Genomic DNA, 19,491 nt, shown 5'->3' on the forward strand with positions numbered 1-19,491 from the left:
TGCTCCGTCCGGATGAGCCGGCCTGGGGCTGACGTGTCAGCAGGTGTCTTCGCACGCAGGCCCGGAGGGGGTGTCTACCTGCGGTTTTGGCGAAGAGCGGGGCGGTGGGCAGGTCTATGAAGTCCCACCTCCCCGGTACCGGGGTGATAGCGTTGTATGTCAACCTGGTTGTTGTCGCGCGTCTGAGTTAAGACGGAACAAATAATCTCAAGCCCGAGGATATTTACCGAAGCGAATAAATTTGTTTCGATTCGAGAAAAGTTCCGGGCGAGAGATTATCGGACTTCGTTGAAGATGTTATTCGAACTGGGAAGTTTGACTCAAGTTTCGAACTTGCTCTCAGCTAGGCGAGATAAAGAAGTTCGACAATAGATGTGGCGCCGTCCGCAACAACGCTCAACCTGCGGAGCGGACGACGCCCGGGAGGAACTGAGCCCGTACAGGCGCAGTGCCGCCAGAGATTGGCGGCGCCCCCGCCAGGTGCCAGCCTGACGGGGACGCCGCCCGTCGTTACCGCCTGGCCGCGTAGATCGCGGCAATCAGGCCGAGCGCAGGGGCCGCGAGCGCAGCCCCGAACCTCAACGTTTCGACGTACTTCTCGTGGCGACGCTCCGCACGGCGATCCTCCCGCTCGATGTCCCGGCGAGCCTCCGAATCATCGGTGACCTGCGGGAACTCCGAGTCGGGCATCGTGCCACCCCTTCCTGCCTATGGCGAGACGACCTTCGTGTCGCCGGGTGTTTCCGCCGCGCTCGAATGCGCGGACGTTATGGGGCAAGGCAGGGGCGCGGAACTCAACTCTGGCGCAGACAATATATGTGACTGACCGTCCATCGCAAAGCAGGGTCAAGATGATGCGTATAGACGCGACGCGAGGTCAGCAACTTATATGCATCATTGCTCAGATGGTGCATCTGGAGGGTCCCTAGTGCTGCTTCGCGCCTTCGCCAGAGGTGAAGGTACGTTCGGATGGCGTCGTAGCCGTCCAGGGCCCGCCCATCAACGTCCGCCGGGTCGGCGGCAGCACGCGCTGACAGGGACTTCGCCAGGCCAGGGACCTCGTCGCCGAGGCGGCGGGCGGCGCGGCCCAGGTACGCGACGGCGAGCACCGGTAGGGGAGTGCCCGGTGCGGCCAGTGTGCCGACCTGTACGCACCAGTACTCGACGACAACGCGATCGTCATCGTGCAGGGCGACCCCGGCCGGGGCCTCAGCCGCGTCGTCACCTGCAGACCGGCCGCTCAGAGCCCTGTCCGGGACTTCTGCCACCATCTCGCGGGCCAGCACGGGAGGGTCCTCAAAGGCACTGTGCATGCCGCGAGACTCCGGGCTCCGCCGGCGACGCGTTGCTCAACAGCCAATGGCGAGCCATGCGTTGGCCGGGCGTGCGCGCCGGGCCACGCTCGGGAACGACTGCCGTGTCCGTCGAAGCTCCTAGGCTCGTGACCATGAACCCCACCAACCGCCCCCCTGAGCAGCGGCATGTCCGCATCCAGGCGACCGGCCCGACCGCCCGCCTGGAGATCGACGACCGCGACATCGCCGACCAGGTCCGCTCCTACGAGCTGCGGCACACCGCCGGGCAGCTGCCGGAGCTCCAGCTGCTGCTGCGCCCGACCTCCGCCCCCGAGTGGGAGGGCACCGCGCGCGTCGTCGTCGGTGAGGCCCCGGACCCGGGTCCCGCGGCCGCCGCGTTCCTGCGCGCCCTGGACCCGGCCGAGACCGAGCGCGCCGTACTGGCCCGCCACGACCTCCTCGACGGCGGCCCGCACGAGTTCACCCGGGCGCTGCTCGCCCAGCTCACCGAGTGGGCGCTCGGTGAGCGGCAGCCCGGCGAGCATGAGGCGGTGGACGGCTGATGGCCCAGGTGAGCAGCAACGCCGGCGTGCTGGCCGCGCAGCTGGAGGCGAGGGCTGCCGTCGCGGTGCCCGCGGCGACGGCGGTGGTACGCCACCACGCGATGATCCTCGAAGCCGCGATCCGCGCCGGCGCATCCGGGCGCCCGGGCCCCGGAGTTCAGACCGGCGACTATCGGCGTTCCTGGACGACGGAGGTCCACGCCACCCCTGCCGGGGTGGAGGCGATCGTCGGAACGGCGCGCCCGCAGGCCGCGCGCCTGGAGTACGGCTTCTCCGGGGCTGACAGCCTTGGCCGGGTGTACCACCAGCCGCCGTTCCCGCACGTCGGCCCGGCCGTGCAGCGGGTCGAGCCGCTGTTCCTGGCGGGGATGGCCCGGGTCGCGGAGGCGGTGGCCGGGTGAACCAGCAGCTGACCGACGACATCCACCAGGCGGTGGCCGGGGTGCTGCGGGCGCACGGCGCCGGGCTGCTGTCGAGGGCGGTGTTCGTGCTGGAGGTGGTGGAGGAGGAGACGGGGGAGCTGGGCCTGTACCTGGAGACCTCGCCGGTGGACATGCCGGTGTGGGACCGGGCCGGGATGCTGCGCTACGCGGACCTCGACCTGGCCGGGCAGATCACGGCGTGCCGGCTGGGTGACGACGCGGGAGAAGACGAAGAGGAGGACGAGTAGATGCCGGTTCAGGGACGCGTGGTGTCGACGGCGCTGCGGGACGCGATCGCCGCGGCGACCGGTCGCAGCTGCGGGTACGGTGCGCCGCCGACGACGGCCGACAAGCCCAGCGGGAACGCGATCCCGTACACGGTGCTGTACCCGCTCGGCGGCACCGCCAGTGGTCCGCCGTTCGGAGACCAGGCCGGTGACGGACGGCTCCTGTACCAGGTCACCTCGGTGGCGAGTACCGGTGAGCAGGCCGAGTGGATGGCCGACAAGGTCCGGGCCGCGGTCCTCGGCACGTCGCCGAAGGGCGGCTTCGCGACGTCGATCTCTCCGGCCGGGCACACCGTCGTCGGACGGGAGATCGACAAGGAGGACGGCCAGTCCGTCGCCAACGGCGTATACAGTTACATCTCGCGGTACCTGCTGCACGTGACGACACCTGACAGCTGATCCCGCCGCCGCCGACCTCGGCGGCATCTCACCGTGGAGACCCCCGCACGGACGCCCGACCACCGGTACGGGCCGACTCCCTTCCGCCGCCCCGAAGTCGGGTGGTGCGACGAGGGGATGGGTCTCCGGCGGCGCACCGCCCGGGTGATCGCGTCCCCGGAAATGCGAGTCCAGCGTGGCATCCACGCAGCAGCGGTACATGCGCCGCGGCGTCACCAAGATCTACTTCGTCAAGACGATCCAGGCGGCGACGAACATCCCGACCCGGCAGGAGCTGACCGCCGGCACCGACCTGTCGCGGCAGATCTCCGACATCGAAGGCTGGAGCCTGGAGAACTCCCCGATCGAAACCCCGGACCTGGGCGCCAAGTTCGCCACCAGCATTCCGGGCGAGGACAAGGCCGCCAACTCGTCCCTCACCTTCTATGAGGACCTGACCGCAGACGTCGTCGAGACCCTGCTGTCCAAGGACGTCACCGGGTACGTGTGCATCCTCCGCAAGGGCGACGTCCCGGCCTCCAAGAGCCTCGACATCTTCCCGGTGCGGGTGGGCAGCCGCGCGCCGAGCTACAGCACCGGTGCGGAGCCGGCGAAGTTCAAGGTGTCGTTCAGCATCAGCGACCTGCCGACCCTCGACGCGCCGGTTCCGGCCGCCGCCGCGGGCTGAGGGGGCGGGCGATGACGACCACCATGGTGGAGCCGCCGGTCCAGGCGGTCGCCCGGGACGCGCACTGGCGGGCCAAGATGGCCCGGCTCAGGTCCCGCGCACTGCCGGAGCGCACGGTGTCCGTCTGCGACGACGACGCGGTGAAGCTCGCCGTGACGGACGCGCAGATGCGGCTGGCGCAGGCCCGCGCGGCGGCCCGAACCGCCGCGGCCGGTCAGGGCGTTGACGACGCCGAGGTGGACGCCTTCGTGGAGGCGCACCCGCAGGTCGTCATCGCTCGCTCGGTCCTGGCGACCGCCGAGCAGGCCCTGGCCGACGCCACCGTCGACTTGACCTTTCGGGCGCTGCCGAGGCCGGCGTGGGAGGCGCTGCTCAAGGCCCACGCGCCGACGGAGGAACAGGCCGACCGCGGCATGGAGTACAACATCGAGACGTTCCCCGCCGCGTTGATCGCCTCGTCCCATGTCGAGCGGGACGAGACCGGTGCCGAAGTCGACGGGATGACCGTCGAGGACGCCCAGGTGCTGCTGGACGAGTGGTCGGACACCGACGCCAAGGTCCTCTTCACCGGGGCGCTCGCCGTGAACCAGCAGATCCGGGTTGACCTGGGAAAAGGCTAGAGGCCGACCCGGGCCTTCGTGCGGAGATGGAGCTGTGCGAGGCCTACCGGATCCCGCACTCGCAGCTGATGGGAGCGGGTGACGGCCGGTGGAGCGCGCTGGACCGGGCGAAGGCGCTGGCGTGGGCCGCGTGGCAGCGGGACGTGTGCGGTGGGTGCGGCACGCGGAGCGCCGAGTGGGACGAGCAGCAGGGCGGTGACCGGCATGCCTACGTGGCGCAGACCAGTCGCTGCCCGGGCTGTGAGCTGATCGAGATGGAGTCGGAGCAGGTTCCGGAAGGGGCTGAGGGGCGCGGGGTGCGCATCGGGCTGATCAAGCAGTCCAGTTAGGAGCAGCCGGGTGTCCGGCGCCTACACCCTGTACGTCCAACTTCAGGCTGGTCTCGGCCAGTTGACCGCCGGGCTGCGCGGCGGCGCGCAGCAGCTCCGGCAGTTCGACGGGCAACTCGCCGCCACCCGCGCCGAGCTGGAACGTGCGGAGGCGGCGGCCGCCCGGCTCGGCCGCGCCCAGGTCGCCGCCGCCCAGCAGGCCGCCGTCTCCCAGACGGCCGTCCGCGAGGCCACGGAACGCTCGGCCGCCGCGCAGCAGGCGGCAACCGCCTCTGCCGAGCGCGCCGGCCGCGCCCAGGTGGTGGCCTCCCAGGCGGCCGCCCGCGCCGAGGCCGAACACGCGGCGGCGATCGAGGCGACGACCAGGGCGACCCGTGCCCAGGAGATAGCGCAGACGATGGCCGCCCGGGCCCAGGCCACCACCGGCGCCGGCGCCGTCGCGGCGCAGCGCACTTCCGAAGCGGCCTCCGCGTCCGCGACCCGAGCGGCCGAAGCGCAGGCGGTGCAGGCCGCGCGGGCCGCCGCCGCGCAGGAAGCCGCCGCCCGCGCGGCCGGGCTGGCTGAGCGGAGCAGTGCCACCGCGGCGCAGGCCGGAGTTGCCGCCGCGCAGGCCCGCACCACGCTCGCCTCCGCCGAGGAGCAGGCCACCCGGCGCGCCGCCACCGCCGCCACCGAGGTCAGCCGCGCGCAGACCGAGGCCGCCGCAGCCTCCCAGGCCGCCACGGCGTCCCGAATATCGGGGTGGGTCACCGGCTCCCTCGCCCTCGGCGCGGTGCTGGCGGCCGGTGCGATCGGGGCGATCCGCCTTGAGCGGGAGATGGCCAACGTCCTCACGATCAGTGAGCAGATCGACAGTAGGAACGTCCGCGCGTTCACGGACGAGATCGTCCGCATGTCGACTGAACTCCCGCAGACGGCAAGCCAGTTGGCGCAGGGACTGTATCAGATCGTGTCGACGGGCTTCGACGGCGCGGAGGCCATGGGCATCCTGCGGGTGTCGGCGATGGGGGCCTCCGCCGGTCTGACCAGCACGGAGACCGCCGCTACCGGACTGCTGGGAGTCCTCAAGGCCTACGGCATGCCCGCGTCGAAGGCCGCCGACGTCATGGACATTATGTTCCAAACCGTCAATAAGGGTGTCATTTCGTTCGAAGAGCTGAGCATGCAGCTCGGCGATGTCGTCCCGATGGCCGCCGCCGCCGGCGTCTCCTTCGAGGACGTGTCCGCAGCCCTCGCGGCGATCACCCTGGCGGGCATCCCCGCGGCCGAGTCCGCGACCAGCCTCAACATGCTCATGACCCGGCTCATGAAGCCGACGAAGGAGCTCGGCGCGCTCTTCAAGAGCCTCGGCTACGAGTCCGCGGCCAGCGCCATCCAGCAGGACGGCCTGTACGTCGTCATGAACAAGGTCAACGCGGCGACGGGCGGCCAGGCCGAAGCGTCGGTCAACCTGTTCAAGGACATCAGGGCTGTCCGGGCCGTGCTGGCGCTGGCGGCCGCCGACGGCAAGAACTACGCGGACACCTACGAGGGCATCGCCATCGCGGTGAACAGGGCGGACGCCACCCAGCGCGCGTACGCGCTCCAGATGGACACCACCGCCGGTCAGTGGGACATGTTCAAGAACAGGGCTGCCGCGCTGGGCATGGACATCGCCCGCGTCCTGCTGCCCGTCCTCCAGGAACTCGCCGAGGACGCGTCGATCGTCGCCAACGCCTTCAACTCCTTGCCGCCCGGTGTGAAGGAGACGATCGGCGTCCTCGTCGCGCTCGGCGCCGTCGCCCTGGTCACCCGCGCCGGTGTCGCCCAACTCTCCACCCAGCTGACCGCGTTCCGCACCGCCGTCACCGAGGCGCAGGCCGGTGGCTCCATGCTGCCCGCGATCCTGCGCGGCACCAGCCTGGCCGTCACCGGCCTCACCGGTGTCCTCGCCCTGGGAGTCCTCGGCTACGCCGCCTACTCGTCGTCGAAGCAGAAGGCGAAGGCGGTCACCGACGACCTCACCCAGGCGCTGCGCGCCGAGCGGGAGCAGCACGACGTCGGCGCGGGCATGCGCGCCCTCGCCCAATCCCTCGCCAACAGCGACGACATGAAGAAGCTGAAGGCCGCGGGGCTGGAGATGACCGAGGTCATCGACGGCCTCATGAACGGCGGCGAGCGGCTCGCCCAGCTCAACGACAAGCTGGACCTGGGCAAGGCGAAGTCGTGGAACCCCGACCTGGGCGGGTACGACGCCAGCTTCGACAAGGCGAAGAAGATCCTCGCGGACCGGCGCCAGTCCTGGTCCGACGCGATCAAGGCCGACGCCGAGCAGGCCACCGCCATGGACCTCGTCAACGCCAAGGTCAAGGCCTCGGTGCAGGCCAACCTCGACGTGTGGTCGCCGTCCATGGCGCTGCCGACCGACAAGAACGGCACGCCCAAATGGACCGACGAGATGAAGAACATGGCCAAGGCCATGGCCTCGATCGTCGAACCGGCGGACGCCTTCAAGGCCGCACAGGACCGCGTCGCATCGTCCAGCCGCGCCGGCGCGGTGCAGCTCGACCTCGCCAAGACATCGGTGTCCGGCTACATCAAGGCCCTCACCGAGCAGTCCCATGCCCAGAAGGGTTTCCAGCAAGACCTTGAGGAGCTGACCGCGCGCGGCTACGGACCGCTCGCCGACCACTTCGCGAAGCTGGGCGACGCCAGCGCCGGCATGGCGCACGAACTCGTCGCCAACCTCAAGGCAGGGAAGAGCGGCGCCGCCCAGCAGCTCACCGAACTGACCCAGGCCACCCGGGCGGGCCTCGACGACTACATGGGGGAGATGCGCCGCCAGCTCCAAGCGCAGCGCGACTTCCAGGCCAACCTGTCGGAGCTCGCCGTCCAGGGCCGCCTTGACCTGGCCGACCACTTCAGCAAGCTCGGCGTGTCCAGCGCCGGGATGCTCGCCGAGCTCGTCGGAAAGCTCAAGTCCGGCCAGACGCAGGTCGCCGACGAGCTGGAGTCGATCGTCACCGAGGGCACCGCCCGCTCCACCAACGCCTACCGGGCGGGCCTGGAACAGGTCCCGCTGATCGCAGAGAAGTACGGCAAGGACACCGCGCGTGCGTGGGCGTCAGCGGCGGAGACCGACGACGTGGCCGCGTTCGGGCGGCTGATGCAGCAGATGGCCGTCACCGACATGACGAACGCCGCGCGGGCCGGCGCGGAAGCCTCCCGCACCGAGCTGTCCACCGGCCTCGACCTGGTCACCCAGATCGCCGGCCTCAAGGGCCTCGACAGCGCGAAGGCGTTCGCTCAGGCGCTGCTCGCCGGCGACATCAACGCGGCGATGGACATGATCAAAACGATCTGGGGCGCGAAGCAGCCGATCGACGCCCCCGACCTGTCCGCCGTGATCGGGGCGTTCAAAACCGCGGGCGGTGCGGCGAACGCCGAATGGTCGTCGATGCTGACACTGATCGCACAGGTGTCCCAGCAGAAGGGCGCCGCGGCCGCGCAGGCCCTCACCTCCGCGCTGCTGTCCGGCGACATGGCGGCCGTCGAGGCGCAGCTGAACTCCATCGGCGCTTCGGTGAAGTCCATCCCCGGCTCGAAGACCATCAGCGTCAACGTCAACGCCCCGTCGAGGATCGACATCCCGGTGATCCTCTCGCCCAAGGGCGCGGCGAACTTCAACGGCGGCGCGTGGGACTCGCCGTTCGCCGCGGTCCAGGCGGACGGCGGCATCGTCGAGTTCTACGCCAACGGCGGCATCCGCGACGGACGGCTTCGGGCTCCGCGCGGCCCGGAGAACCACGTCGCGGAGATCGTCCCCGCCGGCACCTGGCGGGTGATGGCGGAGCCGGAGACTTTGGGGGAGAGCTACATCCCCCTCGCGCCGGCGAAGCGTGCCCGCTCCAAGGCGATCCTGGAGGAGACCGCCCGCCGATTCGGCGGCACCGTCCTGTACGGCGAGCAGCAACGGCACTTCGCCGACGGCGGCATCGCCACCGCCCACACCGCGCGTACGTCCCGGCCCGCCGCGACGAAGCTCGTCCCCGCCCGCCCGGCCGCCGCGACGGCCGTCCTCGTGCGGGACAACGCCCCGGCGCCGCTGGTCGGCTCGATGACGATCAGCGTCACCGGCGCCAACGTCAGCGGCGAACAGGTCGCCGACGCGGTGATGCGCCGAGTACGCCACCTCCAGCGGGGAGGTCGCGCCTGATGGCCACCGACACCACCCAGCTGGCCGACTGGCAGATCGACGTCGGAGGCGTCCTCATCGGCCACGGCACCGCCGTGCTCATCGAGGACATCGACGGCATCGGCACCCCGGAACGGCGCACCGGGGACCGGCCCATCGCCGGCGAAGACGGCAACTACCCGGGCCGGGACACCTACGCTCCGCGCACCCTGCGCATCACCGCGGGCATCCGCACCCCGGGCAACCCCGGCGCGGCGCTCGACCGGCTCGCCGAACTGGAGCGGGCCGCCGACACGAAGGTGCGCCTCACCCCGGGCGCCTTCGACGTGCTGCGCATCCGCAGGCCCGGCCAGCCGGTACGCCGCCAGTACGGGCGCCTGGCCGGCGTCGAAGCCGTCAGTCTCGCGGGCGCGCCGTTCGGCTGGATCCCCGTGCACATCACCTTCGTGGCGCTCGACCCGGCCTGGTACGCGGACAGCACGACCGGCCTCAACCTGGGCCTGGACGTCTCCGCCCGGCGCGGCCAGGGCTTCACCGCGCCCCTGCGCGCGCCGATGACCACCGGCACCGCCGACCCGAAGGCCCGGCCCGGCTGGGCCGTCAACACCGGCAACCGGCCCACATGGCCTTCGGTCCGCATCACCGGCCCCGTCGTCAACCCGAAGGTGTGGATCGAAGGGACGGACGCCACCTTGGAGTTGGCCGTCGTCCTTGGTGACGGCGAGACGATCGACATCGAAACTCGGCCCGGCACCCGCACCGTGATCCGCAACGGTCTCGGGTCCGCCGCCGGTGCCCTCACCCGAGCGAGCCGCCTCGACGCCTTCGCTATCGGCCCGGGCCGCTCCGAGGTCCGCTGGACCGCTCAGGACGCCACCGGCACATCCCGCCTCGCCCTCACCTGGCGCGACGCCTCCTCCTCCCTGTAACCCCTCGCACGGAAGCAGACCACGCAATGACGCTCATCCAGCCGCCCCTGATGATCACGGGCGGCACCCACCCGGCACGCGCACTTCGCATGATGGTGAAGGACCTGTCCAACGGCTCCCAGGGCATCACCCTGGGCGGCGACCTCAAGGTCCGCTCCACCACCACCCCCGGGCCCGGCGTGCGCGTCGGCAACGGCTCCGCGATCATCGCGGGCGCGACCTGGGGCCAGGGCTCCTACACGCAGGCCAACACCGGCGACCACCTCGTGCCGATCGCCCCGACCGGCGCCACCGGCCGAACCGACCTTCTGTGCCTGCGAGTCGAAGACCCCGAGTACGAGGGCTCGCGGGACCCCGCGAAGGACGAGGTCGGCTACTTCCACGTCATCCCCGGCGTCTCGAAGAACACCGACGCGCCGCCGCCCGGCATGACCGCGATTCCGCTGGCCAGGATCACCCAGCCGCCGAACTGCCAGACGATCACCGACGCGATGATCACCGACCTGCGCCGGATCGCCAACCCCCGCCAGCAGCACCAGGTCCGCACCGTCCTCGGGTTCGACGACTCCTCGGTCCCCGGGATGGCGACCTGGCAGGACTGGCCGGCGTCCGCCGGTGCGAAGGTCGACATCGACATCCCGTCCTGGGCCACGGAAGCATCTGTCACCACCAGCCTCCACGGCCTGCGCGTAGCAGGATCGGTGAATGTCGGCTTCCGGAACGTGCTCGGCGGCGGCCCGGGTTCGGATTCCTATCTCGACACCGACGCCCTGACGGTGGTGTCGCGGGAGTCCATCACCATCGTGGACCGCTACCGGTTCCGGGAAGACCAGCGCGGCACCACGCAGTCCCTCGCCGTCCAGGCCATCCGGCTCGACACGAGCGGCAACGTGGCCCTCACAGGGACGACAGTGATGCACGCCGCCGTCGACTTCGTGGAGAGCACCTACTGATGCCCGGAGCCGTGTACCGGTACTTCACGACCCACGCCCTCACGGGCGAGGTCCTCGCGTGGGACCTGCCGCTGTCCGGCGTCGCGTTCGGCTACGAACGCAACGGGCCCGGCCAGTTGCGCGCCACCCTCGACCCCCGGTTCGCGCACCTGGCACCCGCGCAGGCGGAGGCCGGCACCGTGCTGGCGTGGGCGGTGCGCGACCAGCAACTCGTATGGGGCGGCCAGATCTGGTCGGCGAAGCCCGAGGGCCCTGCCCTCCAGCTGGAGGCCGCCGGGTTCGGTGCCTACCCGACCCGGCGGCACGACCTGCACGGCAACCTCGGTGGCCGCGGCCCCTACACCGGCGCCGACCCGTGCCAGGTCATCGCCGACACCTGGGCCTACCTCCAGGAGCAGCCCGACGGCGACCTGGGCGTGCGCGTCGACCTCCCGCCCGGCGGCTGCCCCGCCCGCCTGGGCGACGCCGAACACCCCTACACCACCAAGGAGTGGGAAGCCCCGGCCCTGTCCGGGGTGATCCGGGACGCCACTGCCCTCGACGGCGGCCCGGAGTGGACGGAGACCGTCGCCTGGGAAGGGGAACGGCCCGGACGGCGCATCCTTGTCGCCTGGCCCCGCCTGGGCACGCGCCGCACCGACCTGCACTTCGCTTCCGGCGTCAACGTCATCGAGCCCGAGCCGATCACCAGCAGCGCCGACGACTACGCGCAGGTCGTCATCGCCCTGGGCGCCGGCGACGGCTCGGCGAAGGTCCGGGCGGTGGACGCGGTCCGCGACGGTCGACTGCGTCTCGAACACGTCCTCGACCGGCCCTCGGTCACCGACCCCGCCGCTCTCGCGCAGATCGCCCGCGCCGAACGAGCCCGCCGCCAGCAGCTCGCCACCGTCGAGGAGATCACCGTCGTCGACCACCCCGCCGCGCCGATCGGCTCCTGGCGGATCGGCGACGACGTGCAGGTCACCCTCCACGACCAGTGGGCCGACTTCACCGCCTGGTGCCGCATCACCGGCTGGACACTGCGCCCTGCCGAAGGCGACCAGCCCGAAACCGCCACGCTGCGCCTCGACCGCGCCTACACGACCGGAGCCTGAACCGTGCCCACCGCCCTGGACGCCCTCGCGACGCGCATCGCGACGCTGGAGACGGCCCTGCTCGAACTGTCCCGCTCCTCCCGGCTCGCCCACAGCAGCATCGACGACGGCGCCCTCACCGTCACGTCCGGCGGCCGGCTCCGCGCCATCATCGGCCAGCAACCCGACGGCACCGCGGGCATCACCGCGGTCAACGGGCCCGTCCCTCCCGTGCCGCGCGCGCCGACCGCGGCCGCGGCCCTCGGCGGCGTCCGCGTCACCTGGAACGGAGGCTTCGCCGACGGGGCGGTCAGCCCCCTGGACCTGGCCCACGTCGAGGTCCACGCCTCAACCACCGCGCTGTTCGTGCCGTCGCCCGCCACCCTCGTCACCACCATCGCCACCCCGCAGGGCGGCACCGTCACCGTGCCCACCACCGTGCCGGTGTGGGTCGCCCTGGTGGCGCGCACCACCTCCGGCAAGGCATCGACGCCGTCCGGCACCGCGACCGCCGGGCCCGCCCCGGTCGTCGCCCAGGAAGTCCTGGCCGGCATCGTGGGTGAACTCCAGCTCGCCGACGACGCCGTGACCGCCGCGAAGGTCGCCGCCGGGGCGATCGACGAGAAGGCCCTCACCGACGCCGCCGTGACCGCGGCGAAGCTCGGCGAAGCGGCCGTCGTCGCGGGGAAGCTCGCCGCCGACGCGGTCACCCCGGGCACGATCGCCGCAGACGCCATCACCGCACGGGAGATCGCCGCCGCAGCGATCAGCACCGGTGAACTCGCCGCAGGGGCCGTGACGACCGCAAACCTCGCCGCCGGCGCCGTCACGGCCGGGCAGCTCGCCGCCAGCGCGGTCACCGCCTCGAAGATCGCCTCCAACTCAGTAACCGCGGCGAAGCTCGCCGCCGACTCCGTGGTGGCGGGGAAGCTCGCCGCGGACTCGGTGACCGGCAGGGAGCTCAAGGCCATGTCGGTCACGGCCGACAAGCTCGCCGCCAACTCGATCACGGCCGACAAGCTCGCCGCAGGGGCGATCACCGCCGCCGCGCTGTCCGCCGACGCCATCGACGGCCGGACCATCAAGGGCGTCACCATCACCGGCGGCACCGTCACCGGCGGCACCCTGCAGACCGGCACGACCGGCCGACGGGTCGTACTGATCCCGACCGACCCGGTGAACGGCACCTCCGCCCCGTCCACCCTTCTCTACTCGGGTGCCTCCGCCGAGCGGGCGCCGGCCCGGCTGACCGCCAACGTCCAGGACACCCCCGACGGAAGCGCGCCGAGCAGCACCCTGTCCAGCCCGCAGGTGACACCAGACGGGGCCCACACCAGCCGCCTCGTGCTGTCCGCGGGCGGCCCGGACGCCGGATACGCGCCCCAGGGCCGTGCCACGCTGGAAGCCGTCGGCGGCTGGCAGTCCGGCGGCGCTTCCGTCACCACCACTGCCGGAACGACGTCGGGTTCCGTCGAGGCGACGGTCATCGCCACCGCCCGGCGCCAGGACAACGCCAAGTCGGCGATCCAGCTGCTCAGCTGCTCCCAGCACATCGTGCAGCTCGTCGACCAGGTCGCCGCCACCTACCTCGACAAGACCGGCCTGACCGTCAGGGCGCTGGCGGGCGGGATGCTGCTGCAGAGCAGCACCGGAGTCCGCGTCCAGGGCGGGGACGTCGTCGTCACCAGCGGCGTGGTCAGGGTGGAGTCGGCGGTGTGGACGACACCGACGTTCCAGAACGGCTGCACCTCGCTCGCCGGCTGGCGCCCGGTCGGGCTCAAGAAGAGGCCCGACGGTACAGTGATGCTGCGCGGAATCGCGGCCGTACCGGCAGGTTTCGGCGGAGGGGTCGTCGCCGTCATCGACGACCCCGCACTGCGCCCCAAGATCGGCGAAGTCTTCACGCTGGCCGCCTCGAACCCCTCGACCGCGACGCTATTCCTCCAGCCGAACGGTAACCTGGAGGTCTGGAATCAGACCGGCAGCTTCGGCGGCTGGATCTCCTTCAGCGGCGTCGAGTGGTCCAGCATCGACTAATGCTTGGGTCGACGGAACTCAGGGGATCGTTACCAGGCGGGTTCGACGGGACGGTTCATACGAGATGTCTGCGAAACATAACGGCCCTTCAAAAGAAAACGCGGGTACGGTGCCATCGGATCATGGCACCGTACCCGCGCCCGAGGCAGTCTAGGTGCCGACTTCCTGGACGCTGACCGAGTTAACGGGAAGAACCTCTCTGAACCGGCTACTTGAAGCCTCAATCGGTTCCCCAGCCAGCTGCCGGCAATAGGCCCAGAAGCGCCCCCTTTTCGGGAGGGCAATTCACCCAATCTGGAGCAGGAAAAGCCCACGCCCGGATTGGATGGCAAGCCACAAGCGGAGGGGGTAAGCCCTCCTCCTCCATGCCATCAGGCCTAGACCTTGAGGGTGAACTTACCGAAAGTCGACCCAGACGAAGCTTGAGAGGCTAGAGCCCACGCTACTGCAGTAAGCGTAGGACCAACCCTGTCCCATTCGGACCCACTCGCCGACGACCGATACGTTGTTCTTGCAGACGGCAACCTCTCGGAACTCCGTGTAGTTCGGGATGTTCACGCAAGCGACGCCGATGGTGACGTCGTCATGCCAACCCTTACAGTTCGCGGGCGTAATTGCCGCAGAAGCGGGCGTTGCCATGACGGTCCCCAGGACGAGTGGTGCAGCAACGGCAGCAGCTGCCACTAACGAGCGAACCTTGTTCATTTGGGCTCCCAAACTTTGTGTGGTTTCGCCCTCTGGTCAAGGGCGTATGCGGACCACCATCTCAGCATTTCGGGGGGACTGCCTATTGTCTATTTTGTCGATATTGCCCCGTATGTGCAGTGAGTCGTGATCCCATATCGGGACGACTGGCGCGACAATTAATTCAAACGTGACCTTCGGCACCTCCTGGTTGGCCAATTCTTGCTATCGTGTCTAAAGCTCAACGCTAAGGGCTGTCCCGTAATTGAATTTTGAATGGCTCGGGATGGATCGGATGACCTCTTGTCGGGCTCGGCTATGCGACCTGGTGGAGGTCGTGGAGTCCGGCGATGCCGAGCATGGCGTGGTGGACGCCGTCGCCTCTGAGTCGGCAGCCGCGCAGGATCTTCCACCGCGCGTTCGAACATCGCAGGGCTGGCCGCGCTGCTGGTGCGCTGGTGGGTTGTAGCCGTCGAGGAAGTGCGCAGAACGGGCAGGACTCGCCTGGAGGTCACGGTGTCGAGCCCCATGCCGGGTTGCGGCAGGGTGGCGTACTTGCCGGGGCCCCATCATCGGGGCGTACCGCGGCATTGAGATGCCCAGGAGCGGCGGCAGGAGCCTGCCGGCGGGGACAGACTCCCCTCTGTGCTGGCCGCTAGCGATCGAACTGACCATGGAGTGGTGGCTCGCAGATGCCCCCAGCAGCGGTAGGCGGCCGCTCCGCCAGCGGTGGGAGCGTTACTCTGCGGCGAGGAGTGTAGGCCGCATTGTCCACTGCTTCAGCCCGCTCTCATCGGAGTCTCATGATTCCAGCGGATCGTGGCTCTTGGCCGTCGTGTCGCCGGGGTCTTCGGCCCCGCAGCACTTCGTCGTGGGGAACGTTGGTACCCGATGGAGGGGTCGGCCGAGCCTCGCCGTGAGGTGGCAGCGAGACCTATGGAACTGGGGGGCAAGAGCCGTGATCACTGCGGGCGAAGACGGTATGTCGCGTTCGGTAGGGCGAGGAGTCGGCCGATCGCGAAGTCGAATGACGTTACGCAGTCGGCTGGCTTTATTCACGGCAACAGCAGTCTCGCTAGCAGTACTGGCTTGTGCGGTGGCCGGGTGGTTCATCGCGCGCAATGAGATGGTCAACCAGGTCGATCAGACGTTGGCGCAGTCGTGGCCGTCCACCAAGCGACCACCCGCCGCTACGCAGATCAAGGCTATGAATGACTGGTGCCGCGGTGTTGCTGGGCAATCCTGGATGCCCAGGGGCACTGTCCCCACGGTCGTCGTCGCCGACGGTTCGTCCTGCCCCTCAAATGATCCCCGGGCCGTAGCGGTGGTTCCGGACGACCTTCCGATCGCGAGAAGTGCGGCGAGTGGGCCCCACGCCGCAATCCTGTTCAGGGACGGCCGGACTATCGATGGTACGCCGGTGCGCGTATATGTCGTCAGCTTCGGGCCAGTATTGTTCGACGGAGAGAGCACCACGGCGGCCGTGGCGTTCTCCCAGCCGCTGGAACCCGTGCGGGATGCACTGGCCGAACTGGCGTTAATCATGGTCGGCGTAGCCGCGGTCGTCATAGCGGCTTCAACTGCAGGTGCTCTCTGGATCGCCCGTACGGCTATTCGTCCAGTCGATCACCTCACCCGGGCGGCTCAACACATCGCCCGGACTCAAGAGCCGGGCATGACCATCGAGGTATCCGGAAACGACGAAATCTCAAGGTTCAGTGAGGCGTTCAACGCTATGAGTACCGCTCTGGCGAGCTCCCGCGAAAGCCAGTCTCGACTTATTGCCGATGCAGGCCATGAACTACGTACTCCGTTGACGTCTGTACGCACCAATGTTGATCTACTGATCCGGAGTGAGGAAGTCGGCCGCCCCTTGCCGGAGGTGACCCGGAAGAAGGTGCTTGGCAGCATGAAAGCGCAGATGGCCGAGCTTTCTGCCCTTATCGGGGACTTGTTGGAACTCTCGCGCCCGGATGAGGTGCGGGACTCAAGATCGCTTCCCATCGTTGCGCTGCACGAAATCGCCGAGCGCGCCGTGGACCGAGCTAGGCTGCGTGGTCCCGGGCTCGAATTTAGCATCGATCTGAATAATTGGTATTCCAGGGCGGACCCGCGCGGGGTGGAGCGCGCCATAATCAATATTCTCGATAATGCAGTTAAATTCAGCCCGCCAAATGGGCGAATCGATATCAAACTCGACTCCGGCGTCCTCAGTGTGCGTGATCAAGGTCCCGGAATCGCCGCAGAGGAGTTGCCGCACGTCTTTGATCGCTTCTGGCGTTCACCCTCGGCCCGGCAAATGCCCGGATCCGGCCTCGGCCTGGCAATCGTCGCGCAGGCGGTCCGCATGTCCGGCGGGGAGGTAACCCTGGCAACTGTCAACCCTGAACTGGACGGTGTCAGTGGAACCTTGGCGACCATATATATGCCAGGCGCCCCTACGCTGCCACCAGCGCCGCCGGCCGCTGCGGAATGACGATGACGCCGCCGGTGCGGCACCGAGCTCGGGTTTTCACGCAAAGAGGTGGTGGCGGTCAGGTTACTGTCGGGATTCCGGCTCTTGCCCGGCAGGCCGTACGATGGTTTCCGGTGCGGGGAACGCCTGTTCGGAGTTGTTGTTGAGCGTTCCGCCGACCGCAGAACCCACGCTGGGGGAACTTCAGCGCGCTCTGCTCCAGCTCCGCGCGGACCAGCGGGACGGCATCGCCGGGCTCCGTGAGAATCTGAGGACCGACCTTCAGGTTCTCGCGGGCCGGATAGAGCAGGCCGTGACGAAGGACGTGTACGTCGCCGATCAGCGGCTGGTCGACCAACGGCTCGTCGTCATCGAACGAGATCTCGCGGCGGAAGCACGCGCCCGGGAAGCGGCCGAGGCGGCGGCGGTCGCCAACCGGCGGTGGCTGATCGGCGCGTTCTTCGCACCGCTTGTCGTCGCGGCCGTGCAGCTGTGGCTGCTCTCCAAGGGCGCACGCGCGTAGGCAGCTGGCGCCGAGCTACACCACCACCTGGTGCGCGGGGGAGAAACGCGAACCATCTTGGCAACGCCTCTGAGCGCCGACGCCTTCCTCAACGCCCTTCGCGGCGAGGGGCTTTCCGTCACCGAAGTCGGTGACTGGCGCGCACACAACCGCAACCACAAGGGCGCGTGGGGTCCGGTGCACGGCATCGTGATCCACCACACCGCCACCTCCGGCACCGACAGCTCCGTGCAGATCTGCCGCGACGGCTACGACGGCCTGCCGGGCCCGCTGTGCCACGGCGTCATCGACCGCGACGGCGGCGTGCACCTGGTCGGCTACGGCCGGACCAACCACGCCGGCGCGGGCGACGGGGACGTTCTGCAGGCCGTCATCGCCGAGCGGGCCCTGCCTCCGGCCGACCAGGCCAACACCGACGGCAACTCGCGCTTCTATGGCTTCGAGTGCGTCAACAGCGGGACGGGGGCCGAGGGCTGGCCGGGCGGGCAGGTCGAGGCGATGGTGCGGGCCGCCGCCGCGGTGTGCCGGGCGCACGGCTGGTCCGAGCGGTCCGTCATCGGCCACAAGGAGTGGCAGCCGGGCAAGCCGGACCCGCGCGGCATCGACATGGGCGACTTCCGCGCCCGCGTTGCCGCCCGTCTCGGCAACGGGCCCGCCCCGCAGCCGTCCGGCCCGCCGCCGTTCCCGGGCCGGGACGCCTTCGGGCCCGGCAAGGTGAACGACTCGATCCTCGCCCTCGGGCAGCAGCTCGTGCGCAGGGGCTTCGGCGGCGCCTACAAGGTCGGCCCGTCGCGTTCCTGGGGGGAGGCCGACCGGGCGAACGTGGCCGCGTTCCAGCGTGCGCAGGGCTGGTCCGGCGGCGACGCGGACGGCCTGCCCGGCCCGTCCACCTGGAGTCGACTGTGGTCCTGACCGACACCCCCGCACCCGAGAGGAGCCCGGTGAACCTGTACCTGTCCCTGCTGCGCACCGGCGTGCCCGCCCTGGTGGGCTGGCTGGTGGCCGCCGCCGCCCGATACGGTCTCGACCTCGATGCCACCGCGCTCGCCGGCGTCCTCGTGCCGCTGGTGTCCTTCGTCTACTACGCGGTGTTCCGGGCGGCGGAGCACTACCTGTCGCCCCGGTGGGGCTGGCTGCTCGGCTACGCCAAGCCCCCGGCCTATCCGGAGGGGAAGACCGCGGTGCCGCAGTAGGGGTGACGGTGCGGCGCCTGCTGCCGCGCACCCGGCGCGCGCCGGCGGTGTCGCCGGACCGGCCAGCTGGAGCTTCCGGAAGGCGCCGCCGAAGAACGAGTTGGGCCCCCGTTCCGAATGGAATGGGGGCCCGACCTCTTGGATTCTCCACTCTAGCACCGGGCCTCGATAGCGGATCTTTCACAGCCTGGGCATAGGCTGAATACTCACTTTTCATGTCGGCAGGGAGTGGCGAAGTGAGTGACAAGAAGCCGGTGCTCGTCGGCCAGCAGGAGTTCAGCGCGATCTACGGCGGGACAGCCCGCAACGTTGCGCAGTGGATTCAGCGCAACCAGCTGGACTACAGCGAGGCAGTGATCATCAGCGGCCGGGCCTACTGGACGTTGGGCTTCGCGGTTGCCCAGGGCGAGCGGTTCAAGCGCCCGAAGGAGCCGAACATGGCGGTCGTTGAGCAGCTGGTGGAGGAGCAGTCCCCTGGACGTGGTCTCGTGTCCGCGCTGACGGTGCACCGCGGCGACCTGCCGCCGATTGTCGGCCAGCACGAGATCGTCGCCATGATCGATGAGGATCCCAGCAGCTTCCTGCCTCGGCTGGAAGCCGCGATCAGGGACGACCGTTTCCCGGCGCCGGACTGGCGCCTGTCGGGTTCGCCACTGTGGCTGCTGAGCAGTGCCCTCGACACGCTGGAGACCACGACCCGTTTCTCCAAGCTCAAGAGCCGGACGCCCGTGATCAATCGGGAGGTCGTGGAGGCGCTCCAGAGCGGACGGTATGACGGCCCCGGATCGGAGATCCTGAGGAGGGGGGCCGCGAAGTAGGGGTGAACCCAGTTGACCCCCCTCACGAGTGAGTATAAAATTTAAACAAGAGGGTGAGTGAAGGGCTCAC

Annotated in this window: 19 protein-coding genes and 1 pseudogene; 17 read left to right on the plus strand and 3 right to left on the minus strand. The window is 69.6% G+C overall.

What is annotated here, in order from left to right; all coding sequences use genetic code 11:
• Positions 1-510 precede the first annotated feature (510 nt).
• Both AB0E96_RS00310 and AB0E96_RS00315 read right to left on the minus strand, forming a co-directional pair.
• Positions 511-690: a hypothetical protein gene (locus AB0E96_RS00310; RefSeq protein WP_359816775.1), complete on the minus strand. Its 180-nt coding sequence runs from the start codon at positions 688-690 to the stop codon at positions 511-513.
• Between the two features lie 104 nt (positions 691-794).
• On the minus strand, positions 795-1,286 hold the full coding sequence (locus tag AB0E96_RS00315) for a hypothetical protein (RefSeq protein WP_359816777.1): 492 nt from the start codon (positions 1,284-1,286) through the stop codon (positions 795-797).
• A 161-nt stretch (positions 1,287-1,447) separates the two neighbouring features.
• Between AB0E96_RS00315 and AB0E96_RS00320 the strand changes: the two genes are divergently transcribed.
• From AB0E96_RS00320 to AB0E96_RS00375, 12 genes are all read left to right on the plus strand, one after another.
• The gene (locus tag AB0E96_RS00320; protein ID WP_359816779.1) at positions 1,448-1,858 is read left to right on the plus strand and encodes a hypothetical protein; all 411 of its coding nucleotides are present in this window, start codon (positions 1,448-1,450) and stop codon (positions 1,856-1,858) included.
• Positions 1,859-1,866: 8 nt separating this feature from the next.
• A complete protein-coding gene (locus AB0E96_RS00325; RefSeq protein ID WP_359816781.1) occupies positions 1,867-2,259 on the plus strand; it encodes a hypothetical protein in 393 nt (130 codons plus the stop codon).
• Positions 2,256-2,528, plus strand: coding sequence for a hypothetical protein (locus tag AB0E96_RS00330; RefSeq protein ID WP_359816783.1), 273 nt, complete (start codon positions 2,256-2,258; stop codon positions 2,526-2,528). Before AB0E96_RS00325 ends, AB0E96_RS00330 begins: the two co-directional genes overlap by 4 nt.
• Complete coding sequence (locus tag AB0E96_RS00335; protein WP_359816785.1) at positions 2,529-2,966, plus strand: hypothetical protein; 438 nt, start codon at positions 2,529-2,531, stop codon at positions 2,964-2,966.
• Between the two features lie 175 nt (positions 2,967-3,141).
• Positions 3,142-3,633: a hypothetical protein gene (locus tag AB0E96_RS00340; protein ID WP_359816786.1), complete on the plus strand. Its 492-nt coding sequence runs from the start codon at positions 3,142-3,144 to the stop codon at positions 3,631-3,633.
• A gap of 11 nt (positions 3,634-3,644) precedes the next feature.
• A complete protein-coding gene (locus AB0E96_RS00345; protein WP_359816788.1) occupies positions 3,645-4,253 on the plus strand; it encodes a hypothetical protein in 609 nt (202 codons plus the stop codon).
• A 26-nt stretch (positions 4,254-4,279) separates the two neighbouring features.
• Complete coding sequence (locus AB0E96_RS00350) at positions 4,280-4,582, plus strand: hypothetical protein (RefSeq protein WP_359816790.1); 303 nt, start codon at positions 4,280-4,282, stop codon at positions 4,580-4,582.
• A gap of 10 nt (positions 4,583-4,592) precedes the next feature.
• Positions 4,593-8,777 (plus strand): phage tail tape measure protein, encoded by a 4,185-nt coding sequence (locus AB0E96_RS00355; RefSeq protein ID WP_359816792.1) that lies wholly within the window; start codon positions 4,593-4,595, stop codon positions 8,775-8,777.
• Positions 8,777-9,685, plus strand: coding sequence for a hypothetical protein (locus AB0E96_RS00360; protein ID WP_359816794.1), 909 nt, complete (start codon positions 8,777-8,779; stop codon positions 9,683-9,685). Before AB0E96_RS00355 ends, AB0E96_RS00360 begins: the two co-directional genes overlap by 1 nt.
• Positions 9,686-9,711: 26 nt before the next feature.
• Positions 9,712-10,638 carry a hypothetical protein gene (locus tag AB0E96_RS00365; protein WP_359816796.1) on the plus strand — a complete coding sequence of 309 codons (927 nt, stop codon included), beginning with the start codon at positions 9,712-9,714 and terminating at the stop codon, positions 10,636-10,638.
• Positions 10,638-11,732, plus strand: coding sequence for a hypothetical protein (locus AB0E96_RS00370; RefSeq protein WP_359816797.1), 1,095 nt, complete (start codon positions 10,638-10,640; stop codon positions 11,730-11,732). The genes AB0E96_RS00365 and AB0E96_RS00370 overlap by 1 nt, the downstream gene beginning before the upstream one ends.
• Before the next feature lie 3 nt (positions 11,733-11,735).
• Complete coding sequence (locus AB0E96_RS00375; RefSeq protein WP_359816799.1) at positions 11,736-13,748, plus strand: hypothetical protein; 2,013 nt, start codon at positions 11,736-11,738, stop codon at positions 13,746-13,748.
• A gap of 1,000 nt (positions 13,749-14,748) precedes the next feature.
• Here the strand turns inward: AB0E96_RS00375 and AB0E96_RS00380 are convergent.
• Positions 14,749-14,844, minus strand: a pseudogene (locus AB0E96_RS00380) (IS5/IS1182 family transposase); the annotation flags it as partial.
• Between the two features lie 714 nt (positions 14,845-15,558).
• On the opposite strand from AB0E96_RS00380, the gene AB0E96_RS00385 reads away from it, so the two are divergent.
• The 5 genes from AB0E96_RS00385 to AB0E96_RS00405 all read left to right on the plus strand — a co-directional run bounded on the left by AB0E96_RS00385 (position 15,559) and on the right by AB0E96_RS00405 (position 19,421).
• The gene (locus tag AB0E96_RS00385) at positions 15,559-16,908 is read left to right on the plus strand and encodes a HAMP domain-containing sensor histidine kinase (RefSeq protein ID WP_359816801.1); all 1,350 of its coding nucleotides are present in this window, start codon (positions 15,559-15,561) and stop codon (positions 16,906-16,908) included.
• 142 nt (positions 16,909-17,050) lie between these two features.
• On the plus strand, positions 17,051-17,410 hold the full coding sequence (locus AB0E96_RS00390; protein WP_359816803.1) for a hypothetical protein: 360 nt from the start codon (positions 17,051-17,053) through the stop codon (positions 17,408-17,410).
• 57 nt (positions 17,411-17,467) lie between these two features.
• The gene (locus AB0E96_RS00395; RefSeq protein ID WP_359816805.1) at positions 17,468-18,322 is read left to right on the plus strand and encodes a peptidoglycan-binding protein; all 855 of its coding nucleotides are present in this window, start codon (positions 17,468-17,470) and stop codon (positions 18,320-18,322) included.
• Positions 18,323-18,351: 29 nt separating this feature from the next.
• A complete protein-coding gene (locus tag AB0E96_RS00400; RefSeq protein ID WP_359816806.1) occupies positions 18,352-18,603 on the plus strand; it encodes a hypothetical protein in 252 nt (83 codons plus the stop codon).
• A gap of 236 nt (positions 18,604-18,839) precedes the next feature.
• Positions 18,840-19,421, plus strand: coding sequence for a hypothetical protein (locus AB0E96_RS00405; RefSeq protein ID WP_359816808.1), 582 nt, complete (start codon positions 18,840-18,842; stop codon positions 19,419-19,421).
• The last annotated feature ends 70 nt before the right edge of the window (positions 19,422-19,491 follow it).

Source organism: Kitasatospora sp. NPDC036755 (assembly GCF_040636595.1).
Taxonomy (GTDB): domain Bacteria; phylum Actinomycetota; class Actinomycetes; order Streptomycetales; family Streptomycetaceae; genus Kitasatospora.

Coding starts and splice junctions, on each gene's coding strand:
- AB0E96_RS00365 (WP_359816796.1), top strand. CDS start 9,712: ATGACGCTCATCCAGCCGCCCCTGATGATCACGGGCGGCACCCACCCG.
- AB0E96_RS00320 (WP_359816779.1), top strand. CDS start 1,448: ATGAACCCCACCAACCGCCCCCCTGAGCAGCGGCATGTCCGCATCCAG.
- AB0E96_RS00360 (WP_359816794.1), top strand. CDS start 8,777: ATGGCCACCGACACCACCCAGCTGGCCGACTGGCAGATCGACGTCGGA.
- AB0E96_RS00345 (WP_359816788.1), top strand. CDS start 3,645: ATGACGACCACCATGGTGGAGCCGCCGGTCCAGGCGGTCGCCCGGGAC.
- AB0E96_RS00350 (WP_359816790.1), top strand. CDS start 4,280: ATGGAGCTGTGCGAGGCCTACCGGATCCCGCACTCGCAGCTGATGGGA.
- AB0E96_RS00385 (WP_359816801.1), top strand. CDS start 15,559: ATGGTCAACCAGGTCGATCAGACGTTGGCGCAGTCGTGGCCGTCCACC.
- AB0E96_RS00370 (WP_359816797.1), top strand. CDS start 10,638: ATGCCCGGAGCCGTGTACCGGTACTTCACGACCCACGCCCTCACGGGC.
- AB0E96_RS00335 (WP_359816785.1), top strand. CDS start 2,529: ATGCCGGTTCAGGGACGCGTGGTGTCGACGGCGCTGCGGGACGCGATC.
- AB0E96_RS00310 (WP_359816775.1), bottom strand. CDS start 690: ATGCCCGACTCGGAGTTCCCGCAGGTCACCGATGATTCGGAGGCTCGC.